Consider the following 23,667-nt stretch of genomic DNA (forward strand, 5'->3'; position numbering starts at 1 on the left):
GGTTTGGCCAGTAGAATACTTCAGAAGCTCTACTTAGGTGGTCGACCCCTGCCGAAGATCAATGCCAGGACAAAAAGTACAATAAAGATAAAGAACAGGATTTTGGCGATCTCTGTTGCCGTGGATGCAACACCGCTAAAGCCAAAAAAGGCGGCAATCAGCGCAATCACCAGGAAGATAATGGCCCAACGTATCATGGTGGTCTCCATATAAGATAAGGGAACCGGAGGTAGTACTTTGGGGGCCGACTCCCAACGACTTAATTGGTAGTGTATTGAGACGGTAATTACAAATTTCCGACACTGCCAGTATCAGTGATCTGCGCCAGGCTGACAAAGTAAAACCCCTGTTCTGTGACCTGTGTATAGATCAGCGGCAGCGCCTCCGCCACTTCTTTGCCGTGTTCATACATTGGGTGCAGCATAACCACACTGCCATCTTTGGCATTCTGGACGATATAGTCGGCGATGGCGTCGGGGTTATTCATATCGACATGCAGATGCGGCTCCAAGTCCCACTGGGCCACCTGAAAATTCTGCGCGGCCAATAGACTACCCAGCTCTTCCGAGAGGCTACCAAAAGGGGGCAGGATCGTTGGCCTTTCCTGATATCCATGGTGCTGCAATAACTTACAGGTTTTTTTTATTTCGGCTTTGGCGCTGCTTAGTGGCAGGCTTGCCAGGTCGATATAGGAATAACCGTGATTTCCCAGCTGATGGCCGGCATTGATAATGGAGCGAGTCTGTTTGGGGAAGCGCTCCATCTCTTTGCCCACCAGAAAGAATGTCGCAGGTATTTGCAGGGTTTCTAGCTGTTTGAGTAGAGACTCAGTTGCACCTGGTACTGGCCCCCCGCTAAAAGCGAGGGCGATGCGTTTCCCCTCGTTGGATTTGGCAGATACTGTGATAGATAGACATAAGAATATACTCGAAATCGCAGTTATTATTATTCTCATTTGCTAATCCAGCTTTCTCTGACCCAGAAAAGAAAAAAGCCGTCTGAGACGGCTTTTTTGTGTTTTGTTATCGCTCGAGAAGTTCGAGCTTGCCCTTCTTGCCATCCCACTCTTCGGCGTCCGGCAGGGGGTCTTTTTTCTCGGTGATATTGGGCCAAACCTCAGCGAGTTCAGCGTTTAGCTCGATATACTCCTGTTGATCGTCGGGCACTTCGTCCTCGGAGAAAATCGCATTGGCGGGGCACTCCGGCTCGCACAGGGCGCAGTCGATACACTCGTCAGGATGGATCACCAGGAAGTTGGGGCCTTCGTAAAAACAGTCTACCGGGCAAACTTCTACACAGTCGGTGTATTTGCACTTAATGCAATTTTCCCCAATTACGAATGTCATGATTGTCCCTCAATAGTGCACTGATTCTTTCGTGCACGGATTTTATCAATTACTGGCGCGAATTGTAGTGGCTTTTCAGTCGATTTAGTTCACTGTTTATAACAAGTTGCACTGGGCGACATAAGTCGCCCAGCCTTTTACTTCAATAACTTGCGTAACGCATAAAGCGCCTCGAGCGCTTGGCGTGGCGTCATATCATCCGGGTCCAGCTCTTCGAGGGCATCCACGGCCGGATGGCTGGGGCTGCCGAACAGGTCGACCTGTTGGGGAGAGCCGGGCTGAACTGGCGCTAAAACCGACGGAGTCACAACCGCTTCAGGTTCCTGTTTAGGCGTTGCATCAGGTTTAGAAACAGCTGCGGGTACATCTACCGATTGGGCGCCGGCTTCCAGCGCTGCCAAGCGAGCGCGGGCCTCGGTCAGTACATCCGCTGGAATACCCGCCAGTTTGGCCACCTGCAAGCCGTAACTCTTGGACGCGGGTCCTTCCTGGATGCGGTGCAGGAAGACGATGCCCTCGCCGTGTTCGGTGGCATCCAAGTGGATATTGGCCGCTTCCGCACACTGGTTAGGCAGATCGGTCAGCTCGAAGTAATGGGTGGCGAACAGGGTGAATGCGCGCACTTCTCCGGCCAGGTAGTGGGCGCAGGCCCAGGCCAGGGAAAGACCATCGTAGGTGCTGGTACCGCGGCCGATTTCATCCATCAGCACCAGACTGTGTTCGCTGGCATTGCGCAGGATATTCGCGGTTTCGGTCATCTCCACCATAAAGGTGGAGCGACCCCCGGCCAAATCATCGGCGCTGCCGATGCGGGTGAAGATGCGGTCTAGTAGGCCGATCTGGGCACTGTCTGCGGGGACATAACTGCCGCAATGTGCCAGTAAAGCAATCAGTGCAGTCTGGCGCATATAGGTAGATTTACCACCCATGTTTGGGCCAGTAATCACCAGCATACGGCGATCGTCGCGCAGTTCGATATCGTTGGCCACAAAGGGCTCATCCAATACCTGTTCCACCACCGGGTGACGACCACCACTGATATGCAGGCCCGGTTCAGTACCCAGTTCGGGGCGGCAGAGGCGCAGGTCATCGGCACGTTCGGCCAAACAAGCCAGAACATCCAGTTCTGAAACGCCGGCCGCTGCGGCTTGCAGCTCTGCCAGGGATTCATTCAGCTGATTGATCAGCGCCTCATAGAGGGCCTTCTCCCGCGCCAGGGCACGGCTCTTGGCGGAGAGTGCTTTATCCTCGAACTCTTTCAATTCGGGCGTAATAAAACGCTCGGCATTCTTTAGGGTCTGGCGGCGGATATATTCCGCCGGTGCCTTGTCACTCTGGCCGCGGCTAATTTCAATAAAATAGCCATGCACTCGGTTGTAACCCACCTTCAATGTGGGGATACCAGTGCGCTCTTTTTCCTGAAGCTCCAGTTGAACCAAGTAATCGCCCGCGTTCTCGCTAATAGCGCGTAACTCATCGAGCTCTTCATCGTAGCCGGTAGCGATGACACCGCCATCGCGTATTACCACAGGCGGGTTTTCAATAATCGCTTTTTGCAACAACTCAACGGTTTCCGGCCATTCACCGATCTGACCGCAAAGCTCTTTGAGTAGGGAGGCACTCGAATCCGCTAGCTGTTCTTGGATTTCGGGGAACTGCGCCAAAGACTGCCCCAGCCTTGCCAAGTCGCGTGGGCGTGCGGAACGCAGTGCCAAGCGACCCAGAATGCGCTCCATATCACCCACGGGTTTCAGGGCATCACGCAGGGATTCGAAACCATACTCTTCAATCAGCGCAGCAATGGCATCCTGACGGTTGCGCAGCGTAGTGAGCTGGCGCAGCGGGTTGTTCAACCAGCGGCGCAGAAGGCGGCTACCCATGGCGGTTTTGCAGCTGTCGAAAACAGACAGCAGGGTATTGTCATCGCCGCCATTCAGGTTCAGGTCGATTTCCAGGTTGCGGCGACTGGCGCCATCGAGAGCAACGGTTTCGTCGCCGCTCTCGGTATGCAGGCCGCGAATATGGGGTAGCTCGGTGCGTTGGGTATCCCGTGCATATTGCAGCAAGCAGCCAGCGGCCACTATGGCACCGTGCATATGGCTGCAACCAAAGGCTTCCAGATTCATAGTGCCAAACTGCTGATTGAGTAGGCGCAGGGCGGTTTCCAGCTCAAACTCCCAGGGCGCACGTCGGCGCACACCGGCGCGGCGCTGAATTTCTACCGGCAGAGTGAGGTCTTCTGGCGCGAGTAATTCAGCTGGGTTGTGTCGCTGAACCTGTTCGGCCAGGGATTCCAGGGTATCAGTCTCCTGAACCACAAAGCGACCGGTCGCCAAGTCCAAGAGCGCGAGACCGAATATATCGCCTAAGTGAGAAATAGCTGCCAGCAGGTTATCGCGGCGGTCGTTCAACAGCGCCTCATCGGTAACAGTACCGGGCGTGACAATACGCACCACCTGCCGCTCAACCGGTCCCTTACTGGTTGCCGGGTCGCCAATCTGTTCGCAAATGGCAACAGACACTCCGGCCTTGATCAAGCGCGCTAAATAACCCTCGGCCGCATGGTAGGGAATGCCCGCCATGGGAATTGGCTCACCACCAGATTTGCCCCGCGCGGTCAGGGTGACATCTAACAGCTCCGCGGCCTTCTTGGCATCGTCATAGAACAGCTCGTAGAAATCCCCCATGCGATAGAACACCAGCTCCTGTGGGTGCTGGGCTTTGATGCGTAAAAATTGCTGCATCATTGGGGTGTGTTCGGGTTTCGCGGCCTTGGTCTTGGTTGCGGTTTTTGGCATTTTTCTAAGAAAATCAATAAGTTACAAAAGTGTTCGCAAACCTCGTAAGCCCCGCAGGAAGTGCAGTCAGCTTAGGTCGAGGTTGAGGGTAGGCATGTTTAGGGGCTTAATGGAAAAGTCCGCTCAAAAATCGAACAGTAAGCCCAAGCCTGATGTTCCTGAAGCACACAATCGAGGCTGAACTGAACCGAGAGGCCCAGCCCAAAGTTCGAAGGGCTTCTTTAAGGGGGAGCAGAATAGCAGAGTGGGGGGCAAACCACTACGGATGGCTAATCACCAACAAGAGGAATGAATTGCAGTATCTCAATTTTGGGGGAGGAGTTTTCACTGGGGAGTAAGGGTTTTAACTTATGGGATAGCTTCCTATAGCCATACATCCTCCATTGGCAGGATGTAACCTACGAAAGTAATAGCATTTAATTCCGGCTAACTTTTATTGTGTTCTCATCGTAAGCGTGAGCAAAGAAACTCATCAAAGCGGCTGCTTACGCTTTCAATTTAGACACATAGGCATCATCAAATAGAAAAATACAGTATTGAACGCTATGTCCTGTTGCATATATCAGAATTAAAGAGAAGCTTCTCCTATTTCTTGGGGAACTTGTCTAAGTTGTTGATTTTTAAGTGGGCTGAAAAATGATATAAAGCATAGAAAGGTTGGAATTTTAAAGAAGCTGCTATATATCTACCTGTTTGAATTTATGCCGACTGGTGTAGCCTTTGATTTTATGGGCTATTTAAGATGATTTTGGTTGAAGGCTTTAGAACTATATAGAAGGGTGATATAGAGACGCTTCTTTTGAATTAACTGTCATGGTTTCACATGAAAATTGATACTCGCTATTGACTTATCTCTACTTTGTATTTGCTAGGGTTTCCTATTGTTGGCAGGTGTAGGTTTTTTTTCGCGTACATCCTGGGATTAATCAACAACGGGGTCTCAGAGCTTGGATATCAAATTTCAGCTTTGATATGGGCTGGGTTTGGATTATTTGCCGGAACCATCGGCTTCACTGCTCTAAGAAAAATGCGAACAGCGTACAAGGCGCATGCATCAAACAAGTAAAACCATAACAAGCAAAGGCAACCGACGCAGTAAGCTGCGTGGCTGCTTTGGGCGTTATAAGCAAGAATAGATCAGGCTATGATTTCAAGAGACGGCATGATTGAGCCTATATTGGGCGTATCTGAGGGCTTCAAACCATTTTGGGACGAATTTATTGAAGAATGGAAAGACGATGAAGAGCTTCCTCTATATTTTGTACTAGCAGATCTAGCCCGTTATATTTCTGAACTGATATCTCAGTCGAAGGATGCAGAGTTAAAGGCGATTTTCTCTGTAATTGAACGGTGGCATATTGAAGGCGATGATTACGTAAAAGAGGCTGCAACCGTCGGCATGCTTGAAGATCTTCAAAATATAAACATTGTAGGTATGAATGTTCCTGAACAAGTAGAAAAATATTTGCTGCCAGAATCTAAAAGATGGTGGAAAAAAGTCTATGAGTTTTGGGGAGCAGGTAATGTAAGTAGTGATTAGATGTAAGCTTATAACAAGCGCATGGTGCATCAGCCCAGCAAGCTGGGCTTGGACCTCCGTTACACTGCTTTGCAGTTCCACTTCGGCCGCACATGCAAGCGTTATGCGTCATGAGTGAAAGTATGGAATGGTTTGGAGTAAGAAGCCTTTATCATTTTGGAGTCAATTCTAAGGGCATCAATGTTTTTGAAGAGCGTGTTGTGCTCTTCAGGGCCAAATCGTTCGAAGAAGCCCATAAGAAAGCTGAGCTAGAAGCTGAAGACTATGCCAAGGATTGTGACTTTGATCTCCATCCCGAACAGATAGCCTATAAGCAAGATGGTGATGCCCTAATTGATGGGTATGAAGTTTGGTCAGAGTTGTATGAGGCTGATTTGACTCTCAATGACTTTTATAGGGAGCGCTATGAAAAGTATACATACCACCCTGAAAACGCATAATAAATCAATCAATGGCGCCCTGCGGGGCCGGACCTCCACTCCGCGGCTTTGCCGCTGCGTTCCGGCCCATTATTGAGGTGTTAAATTATGAAGAAAATACCAAGCCTTATAGTAATTCTGATTTTTTCGGCAAGGGCGTATGCCTGTCTTCCAAATGTCACATCTCCGCCCAGTTTGGTGCAGTTCAATAGCTTCTTGATTGATCAGCAGTATGATGGCCAGAAGACCCAAGCGTTGGTGAAGACCCTACTTGACATAGGAGAGGACGAGCGCGTAGGAAACTACCACATCATCTCAGTCAAACCATCAAGCCTCAATGTTCACCAAGTAGAAGTGGCTGTTAAAAAGGCAAAGTTTTCAGCACCTGCGAACCATGTTAATCCGGTTCAGGTTAAAGATCACATATATACCTTCGAGTTTGAGGTGGGTAGATAACTTAACAAGCCATGAACTTCGCGACTTGCGGCGCCGGGAAACCTTCCCCTATGGAGTAGACGCCTACCTTTTGAATAGGGTAGGAGAAAATGCCGAAAATATTGAGCGAAAAACGTGTTGTTGAATACTCAACAGAGTTTAAAGTTAGAGTGGTCGCACTCACTAATCAACTGATTGAAGAATATTTAACGTAATATCTTTCCGATTTATGTCATGAATGGGCAAGTGAAAGGTATCCAAATGTAATGCTCCTTAGTAGTGGTTAAATATTTGTTCTTATTATTGCAAATGGAGTTTCAATAGAGTCATTGTTGAGTATCTGGCCTGCGTGTATTGATGTGGTCACATTTGTATGTGGGTCAGCATAGAGAGAATGATCTGTTTTCCAGAATCTGGTTAGCTATTTAAATAGGAAGATTGAATGTCACATTGGGTTTATCTCTCCATGGCGATTGTTGCTGAAGTCGTGGGTACGTCATTTCTAAAAAACTCAGATGGGTTCTCTAAGATTATTCCATCGATAATAGTGGTCATATCTTATGGTATTGCATTTTATTTGCTCTCTATTTCATTGAGGACCATTCCGGTTGGTGTCGCGTATGCAGTGTGGTCTGGGGTAGGTGTTGCGCTAATTACTCTGGTCGGCTTTGTTTTCTTTGGGCAAAGGCTTGATTGGGGAGCGGCTTTAGGTATAGCTCTTATCGTCTTGGGGGTTATAGTAATAAATCTATTTTCCCGGAGTGTGAGCGGTGGTTAAATACAAAATGGGGTTGGCAATTTTAGCCGTCGTGGAGTATGGGGGCAGACAAGCTCTTCTATGAGAAAAATTAAGAACACTTGTGAGTGATTCAGGAAACTATTGGATAGCTATGGTTTATCAGCTGAGCTAATTCTCAGGCTGGCTCGACAGTGTAACTTTTCTGTTGCAAAGCAATCATTTTTTCGAATGGCTCCAGTAATCTTAAAAAAATATCACTTTGTTCAAGCAGCTGCATTGCAGTGGCGATACTCTCAATGGTTGATAGGCCATTGGCAATAGAAGTCTTGCGGATTGTGTAATTTGATTCCAGGCCACCATTAAGGTTGATCCGTGGAAGTTTTTGCAGTAAAGGGTTTAGGTGGAGAATTTTTTTTGATTTCTTCCAGGTAGCATCGATCACGATTAGCTGTTTGACGGTTGCTTGCCTGTTTTCCCCTAGATGACGATTCTCATTGAGTTCGGTACTGTCAGGTAGCCAGTTCAGTGAAGGGTAGAGTAGTGCTGAAGGGTCACTGAGCAGGGTATCTAGCTGATACTTAGATAACGTTTCAGTAACCATCAGCTCGCTGTTACTCAGGCATAGGTGTGCCATGTGCCCGGTATTGAATGGGTGCTTCTCCTCTTGCGGGTGCTGTATGATCACCACTCTTATGGTACTGGCAAGGCTCACCAGGGCACTGCAATAGCAAACTTTGGGTGGGCGCAAACAGGTATTACAGGTTTCTCTGGGCATTTTTGACTACTGGGTACAGGCAGATTTATGGGGATCACACAGCCTTCTTATAAGGTTCAGTGGCTGGCAGATATTGAGATTCCACTGGCAAACAAATTCTATCGCATGCATGGATTTCGTGGCAAAGCCAAACGTCACGAGGATTGTGCCGTAGTGCGTAGCGAGCGTGGTGAGGTAGTTGGCTGTGGATACTTGCGCAGATATAAAACCTTTAAACTGCTGGCGGGAGTTGCGGTGGCCCCCGAACATCGGGGGCAGGGCGTTGCTCGACTGCTGTTAACACTGCTAGGTGAGCGCTTTGGTGGGGATACCTATACATTTCCCTATGTCCACTTAGAGTCTTTTTATTTGTCATTGGGCTTTGAGCGGGTTGATGTAGAAGCGCTGGCTACACCCGTTGCCGAACTGTACCAAAGTTATTTGGATCAGGGACGTTCAATTTTGGCAATGGTCTACCGATAGTTGAATCAATAGATATTTATTTCCACTTTAGAAGTAAATCCTAGATTTATGTAATTTCATTATACCGATTTAATGAAACTAAAGTTTTTTACGGGCAGGTAATAAGCGGGGGGCACGAGACCAAGGCTGTACCCCACTTATTTAGAGAACGTTGATCTCCCAGATGGAATATCCGCATATTGTGCTGCACTCTATATAGTCAATTTTTAAATAGCGGTAGTTGCTGTCTACACTGATTGAGTCTCGACGTTCGACAGTACTTAATTCAGAAAGGGGTTGGATTGTGCTCCAGTTATTGCCATCGGTACTGCCAAGTAAGGTTTAGGCGGTGGTATTGGCGGTCTCCCAGTCGATAGTTACTGAGCTGATAGCCTGCCGTGTGCCAAGATCATAGATTAAGTTGACTCTATCCAGGCCGTGAGCACTCTCCCAGCGGGTATTTGTATTGCCGTCATTGGCGATGGGCTGGATTTCACTGCTGGCGGTGATGATAGCTTGGGCAGTCAGGTCTTTATTATCCGGTTCATCATCGTTATTGGAGCCATCTTCACTGTTATCTTCTCCACTGGAATTGTCGTTATTATCGGTATTGCCACCAGGATCGCTGTCGCTGCCTCCAGAAAATTAGATATTACCGATTTTGATATCAATGATTTCTCCATCTAGCTCCAAGAGCTGAAATAGTTGGATTATGTTAGACACACCTACTTCATCACTGAAATCACTTAGAAGGATAGAGATTTGATGCCGCTGGCCATCTCGTTACAGACCAAAAGTATCACCTTTGATTTGAATGTTTATTGTTTTTATCTGATAGTTTAATTAGTTCCCGGCTGGGAAACCTAGCAAAACAGAAATTCCAAATGAAAGCTCCTAGAGCCTTTCTGTCGTAATTGGGATTCGCCCTATCCCAGAGAAAAGAAAAAGCTTGTATTTGCGGAATTTTGTAGAAATAACGGTTATTTCTATTGGTTTTTCTTGGTTGGGGTTGGAGAAGGCAGGTCTAGTAAATATGTACTTATTGTTTTAGACAGTTCTGGCTTGTTACAGTGCTAAGGCTCAACAAGTTCTCGTTAACGATGGGCGACAATGAAATAGATGAATATTCATCTATTTCATTGTTAAGTGAATCACTACTTGGACGCTATATGCTCAGAAACGGAGTTTGGCTTTTCTTACCCTTCAATTACCGTGTGCCTGGAGCCATTTTTCGGTGGGCGGGGGCCGCAGGGTTTGCATTTTCCTTTAGGGTGCTTATGTCGCCTATGATGTGGGCGGCATTTGCGGGGTGGGCGCTGGCAGTTGGATTCTGCTGTTCCACTGGAAAAATAGATGTCATCGATTTCAATAGCGTCGATATTTCCTTCAATTCCTAGTAGTTCGAAGAGTTGAATCACGTTAGTCATATCAACTTCATCGCTGAAATCGTTGATAGGGATGGACACCTGATGCCATTGACCATCACGGATGAACCCATAGGGGGCGGAGCCGCTGTTAAATTCGATCCATTTTTGTTCAACATCATTGATGCTGCCACTTTTCATACCAATCTTGAAGGGGGTATCGCTATTGGTTTTGAGGGCAAAATTTAGTGTGGCGGTATCGTTGTCGAAAGCGGACAGGTCGTAGTAACTATCGGCGGTAAATGCCATGCCAAACCAACCAGCTCCAGAGGACTGGTAGGAAAGGGACTTTTCTCCCTCGAATGGGGATTGAGGGGCTTCCACCAGTGTGCTTTCCCAGACGTATAGATTGCCGTCGGTACCCAGCTCAAAAGTGGAATCGCTCTCGGCAGTTTCGCTGTATAGGGAAAAGATGCCAGCGGGGATGGTCTTTGTTTCTCCCTCACTGAAGTAAATGTCATCAATGGCCAGGATGAAGTTCTCTGCAGGTGCGCCACCACGAATCATTAGGGCCTGACTAATGGTGTGAAAATCCACCGCATATTTGCTTAGCGGAATGCTGACCTGGTGCCATTCACCATCGCGCTTTAACCCATAAGCTTCACCGCCATCGACCAAATCAACCCAGGTATCGCTACCGCTGCCGGTACTGGCAATGCCAATACCGATGGTTTCGGTGCTGGTGGTCTTGATACGTAGGTTTAGGTGGCCATTTTGGTAGTGCATCATGTTCAGGTCGTAGTGCATCCAAAAGCCCATGCCAAACCAGTCGCCGGCAGCAATATTGAATTCCAGTGCTTCACTGTCTTCCAGGCTTGCAATGGACTCCATATTGTTCCAAACATAGAGCTCGGTATCGGTCCCGAGTTCTAGAGATTCGGTGATATTCTCATTGTCACCGTATATACCGAGGTTGCCGGTTTTTGCGCTGTTTTTGGCCAGGGTGATTTCAGTGCTGTAATTGCTGTCGTCATTATCATAAATACGGACATAGTCCACATACATTTTGGCGGGCATCGGCGCAGTGATTTCTTCATCGGTGAAAATCTGAGGAAAAATGCCTCCCACAGCGAGATTGAGGATCAGGAAGTGTTCTTGGCGAAATTCGTCGAACGCCGGATCCTCACTCCCAATACTGATTATCTCATTGGCTTCATCGTCTACCCACATCGTAATACTGTCGGGAGTCCAGGTCATGCCGAAGATATGATAGTCCTCGGTTAAGTCGCTGCTAGAACCAAAATCTTCAATAAGGTTTTTGCTTTGGCCGTAGTCTGCCTGCCCGGTGTAGTCATCGGATTCGTGATGCCAATGAAAAGCGCCAGAGATAGCTGAATTCACACTGCCGCTATTAAGTGCCTCCGCCATGCCGGCTTCGAGGATATCCAGTTCACCACAGGCCGGCCAACCGGCCTGACCATAGTTATTACCGAGCTGCCAAAAAGCCGGCCAGAGTCCGGCATTGAGGTCGGGTAGTTTGATTCGGGCTTCTATTGAGCCGTATTTATAAGAGAGTCGGCCCAATGTTTTTAGGCGAGCAGATGTAAAACTGCCGTCACTGTTACGCAGGGCTTGAATCACCAGATTACCATTCTCTATATAGGAGTTATCACTATTATCAGTGTAATTTTGCAGTTCATTATTGCCCCAACCCCAGCTGCCTACATCGTAGGTCCAGATAGACTTATCAATACTGTCATTATCGAAATTATCCTCCCAGATTAAGGTTTTTGCGGTGGTTAATGGAGATGCACAGATACCGAGAATGGCCAGTGCCATCGCTGACTGTTTAACTAGCATAATTTGTTTTCTTTGTTGGTTTTTATAAGGAATGCCGTTTTAATAATATTGTTATTTGGCGTTTTGTGATCGCAGTGAGTGCCGTTGATTTAATGAAAAGTATTTTTTGGTTGAGTTTTATTGGCACCGATCAAAGCCTAACAAATAACCGATTGTGCTGGGGTAACAGTTCTACCCCTTTATCGTGAGGTCGGTCCTACTTGCCGCATACGAGTGATGTGAAAATTTTTAGTCAGCTGCGGGGTTGTTTCTATTGAAGTTTTCAGAAAGAGTCTTAGAGATAGACTTTAATGCCATAAAAGCCAAATTGCGGTGAGAATTAAATATCTATATAGGAGACTTTTTCCTTTGGTTTGATTGAGTGGCTTGTGCTTTAAACTAGTTTTTTAAATCCATTTCTATTCTGACTGTAGTTGTTGTAACTACACTGTCGCTTCTGGAATCTTATTATCTTTATTCCGTCCATGAAAAAGTTGATATTCTATGTGCTATGGCCTGGCGCTGGAAAATTATAAGCTGGATAGTAGGGCCGCCTTCTACCGCATATCATCCGGTGATATTTACGTCGCCCTGGCGGATGGTTGCCGAGAGAGATAAATAACGGGAAGAAAAATGGTTGATCATGGCGAGATAACGATGTTGGCACAGCAGCTTGGTGAGGAGCTGGGAAAGCGCCACTGGTTTGCGACTTCTGCGGAGTCCTGCACCGGTGGCGCGATTGCAGCGGCGATAACCTCCATTTCCGGCGCGTCCAATTGGTTTGACGGCTCCATCGTCAGTTATGCCGATCGTATCAAGCACAGTGTATTGGGGGTGGACGTTAAGGACTTGAAGCTGTTTGGTGCGGTCAGCGAGCCAGTTGCCCGGCAGATGGCTTGCGGGGTGCTGGCTATGATGGATGCCAACCTTTCTGTGGCAGTAAGCGGTATTGCGGGGCCCAATGGAGGCACTGAGGAAAAGCCGGTGGGGACCGTGTGGATTGCCTGGGCCCATGCGGAAGGGCAGGAGCCAGTTCAGATTGATGCCCGCTGTTTCCACTTTCAAGGGGATCGCACCACCGTGCAGGCTCAAACGGTGGTGGAGGCTATCAAGGGTATGCTGGCAATTCTGGATGACCACCCCGTTTAGGGCGTGCTATCTAGGAGGGCATTCTTGAAGGGCATCGGGTCTGTTTGCCTTTGTGGCAGCGGGATTGTGCCGGCTAGGGGGCTGTGATTCTATACTGGCAAGAGTGGTACTGGTTGTGCCGGAATTACTGGTTGCCTATACAGTAATCCTTCGATAAGCTTGCCTCCACTCAACACAGCTCAGAAATACGGGAATGGTCATGGATTCCAATAAAGACAAGGCATTGAAGGCGGCACTGTCGCAGATCGAACGCCAGTTTGGCAAGGGCACAGTGATGCGCATGGGGGATAAAGAGCGCGAGCGCATCCCCGCAATCTCTACTGGCTCCCTCGGCCTGGATGTGGCGCTCGGTATAGGCGGTCTGCCACGCGGCCGTATCGTCGAGATCTATGGCCCGGAGTCCTCTGGTAAAACCACCCTGACCCTGCAAGTGATTGCCGAGGCTCAGCGCAAAGGCGGCACCTGTGCTTTCGTGGATGCGGAGCATGCCCTGGACCCGATTTATGCCGAGAAGCTGGGTGTAAATGTGGATGAGCTGATCGTCTCCCAGCCGGATACCGGTGAGCAGGCCCTGGAAGTGGCAGATATGCTGGTGCGCTCCGGTGCTGTAGATGTATTGGTTGTGGACTCTGTGGCGGCCTTGACCCCGCGCGCTGAGATTGAGGGGGAAATGGGCGACTCCCATGTTGGCCTGCAGGCCCGCCTGATGTCCCAGGCACTGCGCAAGCTGACGGGCAATATTAAAAACACCAACACCCTGGCGATCTTTATCAACCAGATTCGTATGAAGATCGGTGTGATGTTTGGCTCTCCGGAGACCACCACTGGCGGTAATGCCCTCAAGTTCTACTCTTCTGTGCGTCTGGACATCCGCCGTATCGGCTCGGTGAAGGATGGCGATGAAGTGGTGGGTAACGAGACCCGTGTGAAGGTGGTGAAGAACAAGGTGGCTCCACCCTTCAAGCAGACCGAATTCCAGATTATGTACGGCGAAGGCATCAATATGATTGGTGAAATCGTCGATTATGGTGTGAAGTTGGGCTTGGTTGACAAGGCTGGCGCCTGGTATAGCTACAAGGGCGACAAGATTGGTCAGGGCAAGGCTAATGCCACCAAGTTCCTGCGTGAAAACCCGGATATCCGCAGCGAGATTGAAGGCCAGCTGCGCGCTCAACTGTTAGGTGACCTAGTGCCGGCCAGCCCCGCAGAAGCTGTGGAACTGCCGGAAGAGTAAGTGTCTTTTTCCTCAAAAGCGGCTTTCACCGCTGACCCGGCTCAAGCGCTTTTCGGCGCGGCGCTTGAGCTGCTTACCCGCCGCGAGCACTCCCGTCTCGAGCTGAGGCAGAAGCTGGTGGGTAAGTTCCCCGATGCCGATTTCGATGCGCTATTCGAGCGCCTGCAAGAACTCAACTATCAGTCTGATCAGCGCTTCGCCGAAGTCTTTGCCCGCTCTCGCGTTCAGCGTGGCCAGGGGCCCCTGCGTATCCGCCAGGAATTGCAGCAGCGCGGTATTTCCGCTGGGCTGTTATCCCAGGCGCTGGAGCAGTTGGAGGTGGATTGGTTTGCCTTGGCGCTTGAGCAGCTGCAGCGTAAATACCGGTCGCCGATTGATTTGGCGTTGCCGCGTGAGCAGCAGATGAAAGAGCGCGCACGCCGCCAGCGCTACCTGGCTTACCGCGGTTTCCCTTCCGACGCCATCGGTTGGGCGCTGGACGAAGAGTAACCACGCTTATACTCTCATGCTTGCTTGGAGTGCGGAAGCTATGCTTCCCAGCCGGGCTACAGGGTAGTGAGAGAAAAAATAATAAGCGTGAGAGACTTTATGATCCTGTCCATTGATCAGGGCACTACGGGCACCACGGCCTTTGTTTTTGATAGTGGTGGAGCCCTGGTGGGCCGCAGCTATTCAGAGATTCCCAATTACTATCCAGAGCCCGGATGGGTCGAGCAGGATGCCGAGGAAATTTGGCAGGTCACCCAGCGTGTTTGTGCCGCGGCTCTGCAGCGTGCCGGGATTCGCGCGTCCGATATAAAGGCGGTGGGTATCACCAACCAGAGGGAGACCACGATCCTGTGGGACCGGCACACAGGTGAGCCGGTACATCGGGCGATTGTCTGGCAGTGTCGGCGCTCGGCAGGCATTTGCGCAGAGTTTGCCGCCGAAGGGAAATCCGAATGGCTGCGCCAGCGCAGCGGACTGCTGCTGGATGCTTACTTTTCTGCCAGCAAACTATTGTGGCTGTTTCGCGAGCAGCCGGAATTGCAGGCGCGTGCCCGCAGGGGGGATCTGTGTTTTGGCACGGTAGATAGTTGGTTAATCTGGAAAATGAGCGGTGCCCGCGCGCACTTGACCGATCACACGAACGCAAGTCGCACCTTGCTATACAACTTGGAGCAAAAGCGCTGGGACCCGGAATTACTGGCGCTGTTCGAATGCCCCGAATCCATTCTGCCTGAGATCAGGCCATCCGCAGGGCACTTTGCTGATACAGACCCCGCGGCCTTTGCCGGAATTAGTGCGCCCATTTGTGGGGTGGCCGGAGACCAGCAGGCGGCCCTGTTTGGTCAAGGGTGCACCAATCCTGGAGATATCAAAAATACCTATGGCACAGGCTGTTTTATGCTGGCCTATGCCGGTGATAAGCGGCCCGATCCGCCCCGTGGTCTGCTTGCCACCATCGCCTGTGATATCCATGGCTCACCGGCCTATGCGGTTGAGGGGTCGGTTTTCACCGCGGGCTCTGCAATACAGTGGCTGCGGGATGAAATGGGGCTGATTCAACAGGCTGTCGATACCGAAATTATCGCGCAGAGCATCCCCAATACCCGTGGTGTGTATTTAGTGCCGGCGTTTAGTGGTTTGGGTGCCCCGCACTGGGACTCATCGGCGCGGGGAACCCTATGTGGATTGAGCCGGGGCGCGGGACGCGCAGAAGTGGTCCGTGCCACCCTCGAGTCTATCGCCTACCAGAGTGATGAGCTGGCGCGGCTTATGGAGGAGGCCCTGGGGGTCGATATCACTCATATGCGTGTCGATGGCGGGGCCAGTGCAAACAATTTCCTGATGCAGTTTCAGTCTGATATTTCCGACCTGCGTGTAGAGCGCCCTAGACAGATAGAGTCCACGGCGATTGGGGCAGCGCTATTGGCGGGAATTGGCAGTGATCTCTGGCATTTTCACCGGTTACCCGAGTGTTTGCAGGAGATTGAACGGGATTTTCTGCCGGGGATGCCTGCAACAAAAAGAACGTCTTTGCTGGCGGGTTGGCAGCGAGCGGTCGCGGCCTGTAAAGCTTTTTGATCGAAGCGGCTATCCTTGACTGGGTTTTGGCACATGGAGGTGCTCTATGACGATTCGAGATGAGTTGCAGGCAACGATAGATTCCCTGGTCGATGGCCGGCGCGGGATTCTGGCCGCAGATGAGAGCAGCGGAACTATCGCCAAGCGCTTTTCTGCGGTAGGGGTGGAGTCGACTGAAACAAACCGCCGAGATTACCGTGCGGCCCTGTTGGCGAGTGAGGGGCTGGGGGACTTTGTTTGTGGAGTGATTCTTTTCGAGGAAACACTCGGCCAAAGTGATCGGGGTGGCACTCCTCTGCCGAAGGTGGCGGCCGCACAGGGCATTTTGCCGGGAATCAAAGTCGATAAAGGCAAGGGGCCGTTACCCGGCGCAGGGGGAGATATGATCACCTATGGGCTCGATGGGCTAATTGAGCGTTTGCGTGAATATAAGGCGCAGGGGGCACGATTTGCCAAGTGGCGGGAAGTCTATCCGGTGACACCCCATAACCCCACAGCATTGGGGCTCACAGCCAATGCGGAAATGCTGGCTCGCTACGCGGCTGCCTGTCAGTCCGAGGGCCTGGTGCCGATTGTTGAGCCGGAAGTACTTATGGATGGCAACCACGATCTCGAACGCTCCGCTGCTGTCAATGAGCAGGTTTGGCACAGCGTTTTCCATGCCCTGTATCGTCATGGTGTCATCTTGGAGTTGATGCTGCTAAAGCCGAGCATGGTTACTCCCGGATCGGAATTGCCTAAAGTTGAGCCGCAGGAGGTCGCTGAGCATACCTTGCGCAGCCTGCGGCGCTGTGTGCCCGCCGCAGTGCCTAGTATCAATTTTCTCTCAGGTGGTCAGGGGCCAGAAGAGGCTACAGAAAACCTTAACGCACTTAATCAGCTCAACAATGCCTCTTGGCAGTTGAGCTTCTCCTATGGGCGGGCGCTCCAGCAGCCAGCGCTAATGGCCTGGAGTGGTCAGGTGGAGAACATCGAAGTGGCGCAAAGGGCGCTGGTCAAGCGGGCGTGTATGAATCACCTGGCTATGTTGGGCAAGTACCGCGATAGCCTTGAAGGTGAGGGCTAAAGACAAGTTAAGCGAGATAAAACAATAAAGAGTTGGGAGTGGCCATGGAATTTGTAACAAGGAATGTCATTCTGCATTATCGTCGTTGGTGGGTTGAAGGTGCACAGGGGGTTGTAGTGATTTCCCATGGGCTGGGAGAGCACAGTGGTCGCTACAGTGCCTTGGCGGCGCACCTCAATCGGGCCGGCTTCAGCGTTTATGTGCCGGATCATTACGGTCACGGTTTGTCGGAAGGGAAGCGGGGCCACATAGAGGATTTTTCCCTCTATTGTGAGGATCTCTATGAATTCATCTGCCTGGTCAAAAGTGGTAATCCCGGTACAAAGTTGCACCTGCTGGGGCATAGTATGGGGGCTGTGGTCGCCTGTGGTAGTGCCATTCGCTATGGTGCAGTGGACAGTATCATCCTGTCTGCGCCGGGATTCCGGGGAGCTAAAGAGCCATCGGGTTTGGAATTGAAGCTGGTGTTATTACTGGCAAAACTGTTCCCGGGGTTGGTACTTTCCAGCAGGCTTGATAGCCAGTGGTTGAGCCGGGATACGTCGGTGGTTGAAGCCTACCGCGAGGATGAGTTGGTGCATCGCGGAGTTTCCCTGCGCTGGTTTGAGACCTTTTTGCGTGAGCGGGAATTTATTTCCGTCAATCTGGAGCGATTGTTGGTGCCCTGTCTAATGCTACTGCCAGAATCTGATCGGCTCGTGGATGTGGCGGTTAGCCGTGAGTGGTTTGAGCGGATGGGGTCGATTCGTAAAATGTTGCATTGCTTTCCAGAGGCCTATCACGAGCTTTTTAATGAGGTTGAAGAAGGGCGCCTGGCGCGGGACTTACTGTGTGGGCACCTGAAATCCTACGCCCCACAAGTGGGCTCTGTCACCTATGGATAAAAATAAGCGGGTGCCAACTCCGAAGACTCGAAGCCGTGGCGAATGCCGTGAAAAACCCTATGAAGCATTGTATGATACGCGGTCATTTTTGCCCCCTGCTTCTCATGTCAGGGGGAAATCGTGGGGTGGAACATGGATAAGAAGTTACTGAGCCTGTTAGTGTGTCCGGTGAGCAAGGCGCCGCTTGAGTACCGTGAGGAGACCCAGGAGCTGGTGTGTAAAGCCAGTGGTCTGGCCTATCCAATAAAGGATGGCATTCCGGTAATGCTGGAATCCGAGGCGCGTCAGCTGACTGCTGAGGAAAAGCTGGAAAAATAAACCAATGGGTGAACCCAGCGTTTTCAGTCGAATAATCTCGGGCGAAATAGCAAACGAGAAAATCTACGAGGACGATCTTTGTGTCGTTATTGAGGACCGGGCGCCACAAGCCCCGACCCATCTCCTCATTATTCCGCGTAAACCCCTGGTTAACTTGTCCGACGCCAAAAGCGATGACAAGGCCCTGCTCGGCCACCTGATGTGGGTAGCTGCTGAACTTGGGCGAAAGCTGGCGCTAGAGGGATTTCGACTTGTGGTCAACAATGGTCGAAGCGCGGGACAGACCGTATTTCACCTGCATGTTCATCTGCTGGCTCAACAAATAATGCCCGAACAGGGGCTCGCACAGTAGCGGAACAGACGAGACACCGCGTCATCGGTGTCATTCAATAACTCTCAACTAACGAAGTGGAATTACGCCGGATGAAAAGCGCACAGATTCGCGACGCCTTTCTGAATTACTTTGCCGAACAGGGCCATACCCTGGTGCCGTCTAGCTCTCTGGTGCCGGGCAATGATCCAACCCTGTTGTTCACCAACGCCGGCATGGTGCAATTCAAGGATACCTTTCTCGGTCAGGAGTCTCGCCCCTATAAGCGCGCGGCGAGTTCTCAGCGCTGTGTGCGCGCGGGTGGTAAACATAATGATCTTGAAAACGTAGGTTATACCGCGCGTCACCACACTTTCTTCGAGATGTTGGGTAATTTCAGCTTTGGCGATTATTTCAAACGCGACGCCATCCGTTTTGCCTGGGACTTCCTCACCAAAGTGTTGAATCTGCCCGAAGAGCGCCTATGGGTAACCGTGCATATTAGCGATGATGAGGCCGCCGATATCTGGCAAAAGGAAGTGGGAGTCAGCCCGGAGCGTTTTTCCCGCCTCGACGAGGATAATTTCTGGCAGATGGGGGATACCGGCCCCTGTGGTCCAAGCTCAGAAATTTTCTATGACCACGGTGAAGATGTCCCCGGTGGTCCTCCCGGCTCCGACAACGATGATCTCGATCGCTATATCGAGATTTGGAACCTGGTATTTATGCAGTACGAGCGCACTGCGGATGGCGAACTGCACCCACTGCCCAAGCCCTCCGTCGATACCGGCATGGGGCTGGAGCGTATTGCCGCTGTTATGCAGGGCGTGCACTCAAATTATGAAATCGATCTATTCCAGGCGCTGTTGCGAGCGGCCAGTGAAATTGTTGGCTGCGACAATCTGGAAGAAAAATCCCTGCGGGTAATTGCCGATCATATCCGCTCTTGTTCCTTCCTGATCGCCGATGGCGTTATGCCTTCCAATGAAGGCCGTGGCTTTGTGTTGCGCCGCATTATTCGCCGGGCAGTACGTCACGGGCACAAGTTGGGCCACCAGGAAGTATTCTTCTACAAACTGGTAAGCGCCCTGGTAGATCAGATGGGGGATGCCTATCCAGAACTGCGCGAGAAGCAGTCGCTGATAGAGCAGGCTCTGCGTAAAGAGGAAGAGCAATTCGCCAAGACCTTAGACAAGGGCATGGCCTTGCTGGAAAGCGCATTGAGCTCTCTCGAAGGCAGTGAAGTGCCCGGCGAGCTGGTATTTACTTTGCACGATACCTACGGCTTTCCTACAGACCTGACCCAGGATATCGCCCGCGAGCGCGGTCTGTCCCTGGATATGGCGGGTTATGAAGCTGCTATGGAAGCCCAGCGTGAGCGGGCACGTGCCGCCGGTAAATTTAAGCAGGATTACACCGAAGCTCTGGATCTGCAGGGCAGTACGGAATTTCTCGGTTACGAAACGACTGAAGCCGAAGGCACCGTGGTTGCCATCGTTAAAGGCGGTGAGCAGGTTCAGCACCTGGAAGAGGGTGAAGAAGGTGTGGTAATCCTTGATCGCACACCGTTTTATGCCGAGTCAGGTGGTCAGGTTGGCGATAGTGGCTATCTAAAGGCCGCATCGGGCCGTTTTGAGGTGCGCGACTGCAACAAGCAGGGCGGCCATTATTTGCATGCCGGTAAATTGCTACAGGGAACCATTGCTGTCGGTGAGCAGCTCACTGCGGAGGTGTCTGCAGATGTGCGCCAGGCAACGGCTTTAAATCACTCCGCGACTCATTTGTTACACGCCGCTCTTCGCAAAGTGCTCGGCGAACATGTGACTCAGAAAGGCTCACTGGTTGACTCCGAGCGCTTGCGTTTTGACTTCTCCCACCCGGAAGCGGTCACCGCCAAGCAGTTGCACGCGATTGAATCCCTTGTAAATGCACAGATTCGCGCCAATACACCGGTCGATACCTGTGAGACAGATATTGAGTCGGCCAAAGAAATGGGCGCCATGGCACTGTTTGGTGAAAAGTATGGCGATACAGTGCGCGTCCTTTCCATGGGGGCTGCAGAAGGTGTCGCTTTCTCCGTAGAGCTGTGTGGCGGTACCCACGTGAAACGCACCGGCGATATTGGTCTTTTGCGTATTGTCAGTGAGAGCGGTATCGCTTCCGGGCAGCGCCGTATCGAGGCCGTTACTGGTGCTCATGCATTGGCTCAGTTTGATCGTGCCGAGCAGCGGATCGAACATGTCGCGGCACTTCTCAAGGCGCGTCCAGACACACTTGCGGATAAGGTGGAGCAGTTACTGCTCAATAATCGCAAATTGGAAAAGGAAATTGCGCAGCTAAAAACCAAGCTGGCCAGTGGTGCCGGAGGTGATCTCAGTGCCCAGGCGATAGAAATTGCGGGCTTTAAACTGTTAGCTGCTTCAATCGATGGAGCCGATCCCAAATCTTTGCGTGATCTGGCCGACCAGATGAAAAATAAGCTGGGCAGTGGCGTCGTATTGTTGGCGGCACCGGGCGAAGACAAGGTTGCCCTTGTTGCAGCGGTTACTAAAGACCTCACCGACCGCCTGTCAGCGGGTGATTTGATGCGCTTTGCCGCGGGCAAGATTGGTGGTAAAGGCGGCGGCCGCAGCGATATGGCGCAAGGGGGGGGGACCGACGCATCCGCTCTGCCAGGCATGTTGCAGGAAGTGCCTGAATGGGTGGAGAGCTCTCTCAAAAGCTGATTTCGGTCAAATTGGCGCCATAAATAGCGTGTGAAGTTGATTTCGCCGAAGTTTGGTGATTAAGTGCGCGCCTGCACGATTTCGAGCGGTGCGCGGACTTGGCCTGGAGCTAAGGAAACACAGAAAGTTATGAGTTTGTTCGTGCAGAAATATGGCGGTACTTCCGTGGGCTCTATCGAGCGTATCGAAGCTGTCGCCGACAAGGTAGCCGCCTTTCGTGCAAAGGGGCACGGTATGGTTGTCGTGCTTTCCGCAATGAGCGGAGAGACCAACCGCCTGATTGATCTAGCCTACCAGATTCAGGAAAAACCCGACCCTCGCGAACTCGATGTACTGGTATCCACTGGTGAGCAGGTCACTATTGCGCTGTTGAGCATGGCCCTGAAAAAGCGCGGCTACGATGCTTGCTCCTATACTGGCGGGCAAGTCAAAATCCTCACGGATAATGCCCATACCAAGGCTCGTATTCAGCGTATTGATGTCGAGCGTATGCGCACGGACCTGGATAGCGGCAAGGTGGTTGTGGTCGCCGGTTTCCAGGGGGTGGATGACAACGGAAACATCACCACTCTCGGGCGCGGCGGTTCAGATACCACGGGTGTAGCGCTTGCTGCTGCGCTTGATGCCACGGAATGCCAAATTTATACGGATGTTGATGGGGTCTACACCACCGACCCACGTGTGGTGGATAGTGCGCGCCGTATGGATCGGATTACTTTTGAGGAAATGCTGGAGATGGCCAGTCTTGGCTCTAAGGTCCTGCAAATCCGTGCCGTGGAGTTCGCTGGCAAGTACAAGGTTCCTTTGCGCGTGCTCTCGACTTTTGAAGAGGGTGAGGGAACCCTGATAAGCCTGGATGAGGAAGATAACGAGATGGAGCAACCTGTCGTATCCGGCATCGCATTCAACCGTGATGAGGCCAAGTTAACGATCCGTGGTGTCCCGGACACTCCCGGTGTTGCCTGCCGTATTTTGGCACCTGTTGGCAAAGAAAACATCGAAGTAGATGTCATCGTACAGAACATTAGTGCGGTTGATGGAACCACCGATTTCACTTTCACAGTGCATCGCAACGATTTAGGCAAGGCTCGCGAAGTATTAGAGCGTGTCTCAGCGGAACTTGGTGCGCGTGAGGTGATCACAGACGACAAGATTGCCAAGGTTTCTATTGTCGGCGTGGGAATGCGCTCCCATGCGAATGTGGCCAGTCGTATGTTTAGTGCGCTGGGTGAAGACAATATCAACATTCAGATGATCACCACTTCCGAAATCAAGATTTCGGTGATTATTGATGAGCGCTATCTCGAGCTGGCAGTGCGCGCTTTGCACAGTGAGTTTGAACTCTCCAAGTGAGAGAGATGAAAGAACGCTATAACCGGAGTTAAGGCAAAGAGAGCCTTCCCATTTCGATTCAGTTGTTTGGCATTGCATCCAACCTGTTGAGATTTCGTTCGACTGGTCAATACTGAAGAGTGTGATGGGTAGTTTTTGACCTTGCGTGTACCGCCACCCGGTTATGATGACCAAATAAGAGCAGCTTTGGGAAAGTGCAGGCTGCTCTTTATCACAGGATGATCAAGGAGAAGTAGGTAATGTTGATTTTAACCCGCCGAATTGGCGAGACGCTGATGGTTGGCGACAATGTCACGGTTACCGTGCTGGGGGTGAAAGGCAATCAGGTGCGTATTGGCGTAAATGCGCCAAAAGAAGTAGCCGTACACCGCGAAGAAATTTACCAGCGCATCCAGCGTGAAAAGCAATCCTCTGAGGAGGGTGGCAACGAGTAAGCGAACTCTTTTCTAAAAGGCCGGGATCCCGGCCTTTTTTTATTTTTGCTGTTTATTGTTTGTGCTTCGCGTCTGGCGGGAAAGTCTTTTTTTTGAGCACCTTGTGTAAAAGGTGTCCGGAAAAGCAAAAAAGTGCAAAAAGTTATTGATTCACCATTGATTTTTGCCGAACCGTTGGTATTATGCCGCCCACTTTCAGCGAGCAATCAAACAGATTGATCGACATGAAAGGCCTCTTCGGAGGCGGCCTGGAAGCTGAGCTTCCATTGAGGTCTAGAAGGAGAGATGGCCGAGTGGCTGAAGGCGCGCCCCTGCTAAGGGCGTATGGGTTAACACTCATCGAGGGTTCGAATCCCTCTCTCTCCGCCATAATTTAGGCCTTCTTGTTTGAAGGTTTGAGTCTCACAAAAGAAATTTTGAGGGGCTTGCA

The 23,667-nt window shown here is 51.0% G+C and carries 25 protein-coding genes and 1 tRNA gene; 19 read left to right on the top strand and 7 right to left on the bottom strand.

The features are described from left to right. Positions 1-29 precede the first annotated feature (29 nt). From ACJJID_RS03320 to mutS, 4 genes are all read right to left on the bottom strand, one after another. On the bottom strand, positions 30-197 hold the full coding sequence (locus tag ACJJID_RS03320) for a DUF1328 domain-containing protein (RefSeq protein ID WP_152454369.1): 168 nt from the start codon (positions 195-197) through the stop codon (positions 30-32). 89 nt (positions 198-286) lie between these two features. Further along, the gene (locus ACJJID_RS03325) at positions 287-955 is read right to left on the bottom strand and encodes a polysaccharide deacetylase family protein (protein ID WP_444921480.1); all 669 of its coding nucleotides are present in this window, start codon (positions 953-955) and stop codon (positions 287-289) included. A 67-nt stretch (positions 956-1,022) separates the two neighbouring features. Then, positions 1,023-1,346: a ferredoxin FdxA gene (gene fdxA / locus ACJJID_RS03330; protein WP_020411359.1), complete on the bottom strand. Its 324-nt coding sequence runs from the start codon at positions 1,344-1,346 to the stop codon at positions 1,023-1,025. A gap of 137 nt (positions 1,347-1,483) precedes the next feature. Then, on the bottom strand, positions 1,484-4,144 hold the full coding sequence (gene mutS, locus ACJJID_RS03335; protein ID WP_444921481.1) for a DNA mismatch repair protein MutS: 2,661 nt from the start codon (positions 4,142-4,144) through the stop codon (positions 1,484-1,486). 1,162 nt (positions 4,145-5,306) lie between these two features. Here mutS and ACJJID_RS03340 point away from each other — a divergent pair. The 4 genes from ACJJID_RS03340 to ACJJID_RS03355 all read left to right on the top strand — a co-directional run bounded on the left by ACJJID_RS03340 (position 5,307) and on the right by ACJJID_RS03355 (position 7,316). Continuing rightward, the gene (locus ACJJID_RS03340; RefSeq protein WP_444921482.1) at positions 5,307-5,684 is read left to right on the top strand and encodes a DUF7674 family protein; all 378 of its coding nucleotides are present in this window, start codon (positions 5,307-5,309) and stop codon (positions 5,682-5,684) included. Positions 5,685-5,794: 110 nt separating this feature from the next. Further along, on the top strand, positions 5,795-6,124 hold the full coding sequence (locus ACJJID_RS03345; RefSeq protein WP_444921483.1) for a DUF4288 domain-containing protein: 330 nt from the start codon (positions 5,795-5,797) through the stop codon (positions 6,122-6,124). 87 nt (positions 6,125-6,211) lie between these two features. Next, positions 6,212-6,559, top strand: a complete 348-nt coding sequence (locus tag ACJJID_RS03350) for a hypothetical protein (RefSeq protein WP_444921484.1) — start codon at positions 6,212-6,214, stop codon at positions 6,557-6,559. 421 nt (positions 6,560-6,980) lie between these two features. Further along, positions 6,981-7,316: a DMT family transporter gene (locus ACJJID_RS03355; protein ID WP_444921485.1), complete on the top strand. Its 336-nt coding sequence runs from the start codon at positions 6,981-6,983 to the stop codon at positions 7,314-7,316. 136 nt (positions 7,317-7,452) lie between these two features. Here the strand turns inward: ACJJID_RS03355 and ACJJID_RS03360 are convergent, their stop codons facing one another. After that, a complete protein-coding gene (locus ACJJID_RS03360) occupies positions 7,453-8,052 on the bottom strand; it encodes a tRNA-uridine aminocarboxypropyltransferase (RefSeq protein ID WP_444921486.1) in 600 nt (199 codons plus the stop codon). Between the two features lie 27 nt (positions 8,053-8,079). Between ACJJID_RS03360 and ACJJID_RS03365 the strand changes: the two genes are divergently transcribed. Next, entirely contained in the window at positions 8,080-8,514 is a 435-nt protein-coding gene (locus tag ACJJID_RS03365; RefSeq protein ID WP_444921487.1) for a GNAT family N-acetyltransferase, read from the top strand. A gap of 321 nt (positions 8,515-8,835) precedes the next feature. On the opposite strand, the gene ACJJID_RS03370 is transcribed toward ACJJID_RS03365, so the two are convergent. Beyond that, the gene (locus ACJJID_RS03370) at positions 8,836-9,021 is read right to left on the bottom strand and encodes a discoidin domain-containing protein (RefSeq protein ID WP_444922600.1); all 186 of its coding nucleotides are present in this window, start codon (positions 9,019-9,021) and stop codon (positions 8,836-8,838) included. On the opposite strand from ACJJID_RS03370, the gene ACJJID_RS03375 reads away from it, so the two are divergent. After that, positions 8,932-9,180, top strand: a complete 249-nt coding sequence (locus tag ACJJID_RS03375) for a hypothetical protein (protein WP_444921488.1) — start codon at positions 8,932-8,934, stop codon at positions 9,178-9,180. The two genes, ACJJID_RS03370 and ACJJID_RS03375, sit on opposite strands and share 90 nt — an antisense overlap. Before the next feature lie 509 nt (positions 9,181-9,689). Here ACJJID_RS03375 and ACJJID_RS03380 read toward each other — a convergent pair. Further along, a complete protein-coding gene (locus tag ACJJID_RS03380) occupies positions 9,690-11,717 on the bottom strand; it encodes a glycoside hydrolase family 16 protein (protein ID WP_444921489.1) in 2,028 nt (675 codons plus the stop codon). Positions 11,718-12,329: 612 nt separating this feature from the next. Here ACJJID_RS03380 and ACJJID_RS03385 point away from each other — a divergent pair. From ACJJID_RS03385 to ACJJID_RS03445, 13 genes are all read left to right on the top strand, one after another. Continuing rightward, a complete protein-coding gene (locus ACJJID_RS03385; RefSeq protein WP_444921490.1) occupies positions 12,330-12,845 on the top strand; it encodes a CinA family protein in 516 nt (171 codons plus the stop codon). A gap of 3 nt (positions 12,846-12,848) precedes the next feature. Then, a complete protein-coding gene (locus ACJJID_RS03390) occupies positions 12,849-12,932 on the top strand; it encodes a twin-arginine translocation signal domain-containing protein (protein ID WP_444922601.1) in 84 nt (27 codons plus the stop codon). Positions 12,933-13,044: 112 nt separating this feature from the next. After that, positions 13,045-14,079: a recombinase RecA gene (recA, locus tag ACJJID_RS03395; protein WP_444921491.1), complete on the top strand. Its 1,035-nt coding sequence runs from the start codon at positions 13,045-13,047 to the stop codon at positions 14,077-14,079. Then, positions 14,080-14,568, top strand: coding sequence for a regulatory protein RecX (locus ACJJID_RS03400; RefSeq protein WP_152452356.1), 489 nt, complete (start codon positions 14,080-14,082; stop codon positions 14,566-14,568). 99 nt (positions 14,569-14,667) lie between these two features. Next, positions 14,668-16,146 carry a glycerol kinase GlpK gene (gene glpK / locus ACJJID_RS03405; protein WP_444921492.1) on the top strand — a complete coding sequence of 493 codons (1,479 nt, stop codon included), beginning with the start codon at positions 14,668-14,670 and terminating at the stop codon, positions 16,144-16,146. Between the two features lie 46 nt (positions 16,147-16,192). Next, positions 16,193-17,212, top strand: a complete 1,020-nt coding sequence (locus ACJJID_RS03410) for a class I fructose-bisphosphate aldolase (protein WP_444921493.1) — start codon at positions 16,193-16,195, stop codon at positions 17,210-17,212. Positions 17,213-17,256: 44 nt separating this feature from the next. After that, a complete protein-coding gene (locus tag ACJJID_RS03415) occupies positions 17,257-18,096 on the top strand; it encodes a lysophospholipase (RefSeq protein WP_444921494.1) in 840 nt (279 codons plus the stop codon). 132 nt (positions 18,097-18,228) lie between these two features. Further along, entirely contained in the window at positions 18,229-18,414 is a 186-nt protein-coding gene (locus ACJJID_RS03420) for a Trm112 family protein (RefSeq protein ID WP_152452364.1), read from the top strand. Between the two features lie 4 nt (positions 18,415-18,418). Further along, a complete protein-coding gene (locus tag ACJJID_RS03425; protein ID WP_444921495.1) occupies positions 18,419-18,766 on the top strand; it encodes a histidine triad nucleotide-binding protein in 348 nt (115 codons plus the stop codon). A gap of 71 nt (positions 18,767-18,837) precedes the next feature. Next, a complete protein-coding gene (alaS, locus tag ACJJID_RS03430) occupies positions 18,838-21,450 on the top strand; it encodes an alanine--tRNA ligase (protein WP_444921496.1) in 2,613 nt (870 codons plus the stop codon). A gap of 129 nt (positions 21,451-21,579) precedes the next feature. Then, the gene (locus ACJJID_RS03435) at positions 21,580-22,803 is read left to right on the top strand and encodes an aspartate kinase (protein ID WP_152452370.1); all 1,224 of its coding nucleotides are present in this window, start codon (positions 21,580-21,582) and stop codon (positions 22,801-22,803) included. A gap of 239 nt (positions 22,804-23,042) precedes the next feature. Beyond that, positions 23,043-23,237 (top strand): carbon storage regulator CsrA, encoded by a 195-nt coding sequence (gene csrA / locus ACJJID_RS03440; RefSeq protein ID WP_091391203.1) that lies wholly within the window; start codon positions 23,043-23,045, stop codon positions 23,235-23,237. Between the two features lie 279 nt (positions 23,238-23,516). After that, positions 23,517-23,606, top strand: a tRNA-Ser gene (locus ACJJID_RS03445). The last annotated feature ends 61 nt before the right edge of the window (positions 23,607-23,667 follow it).

Source organism: Microbulbifer sp. CnH-101-G (assembly GCF_052466775.1).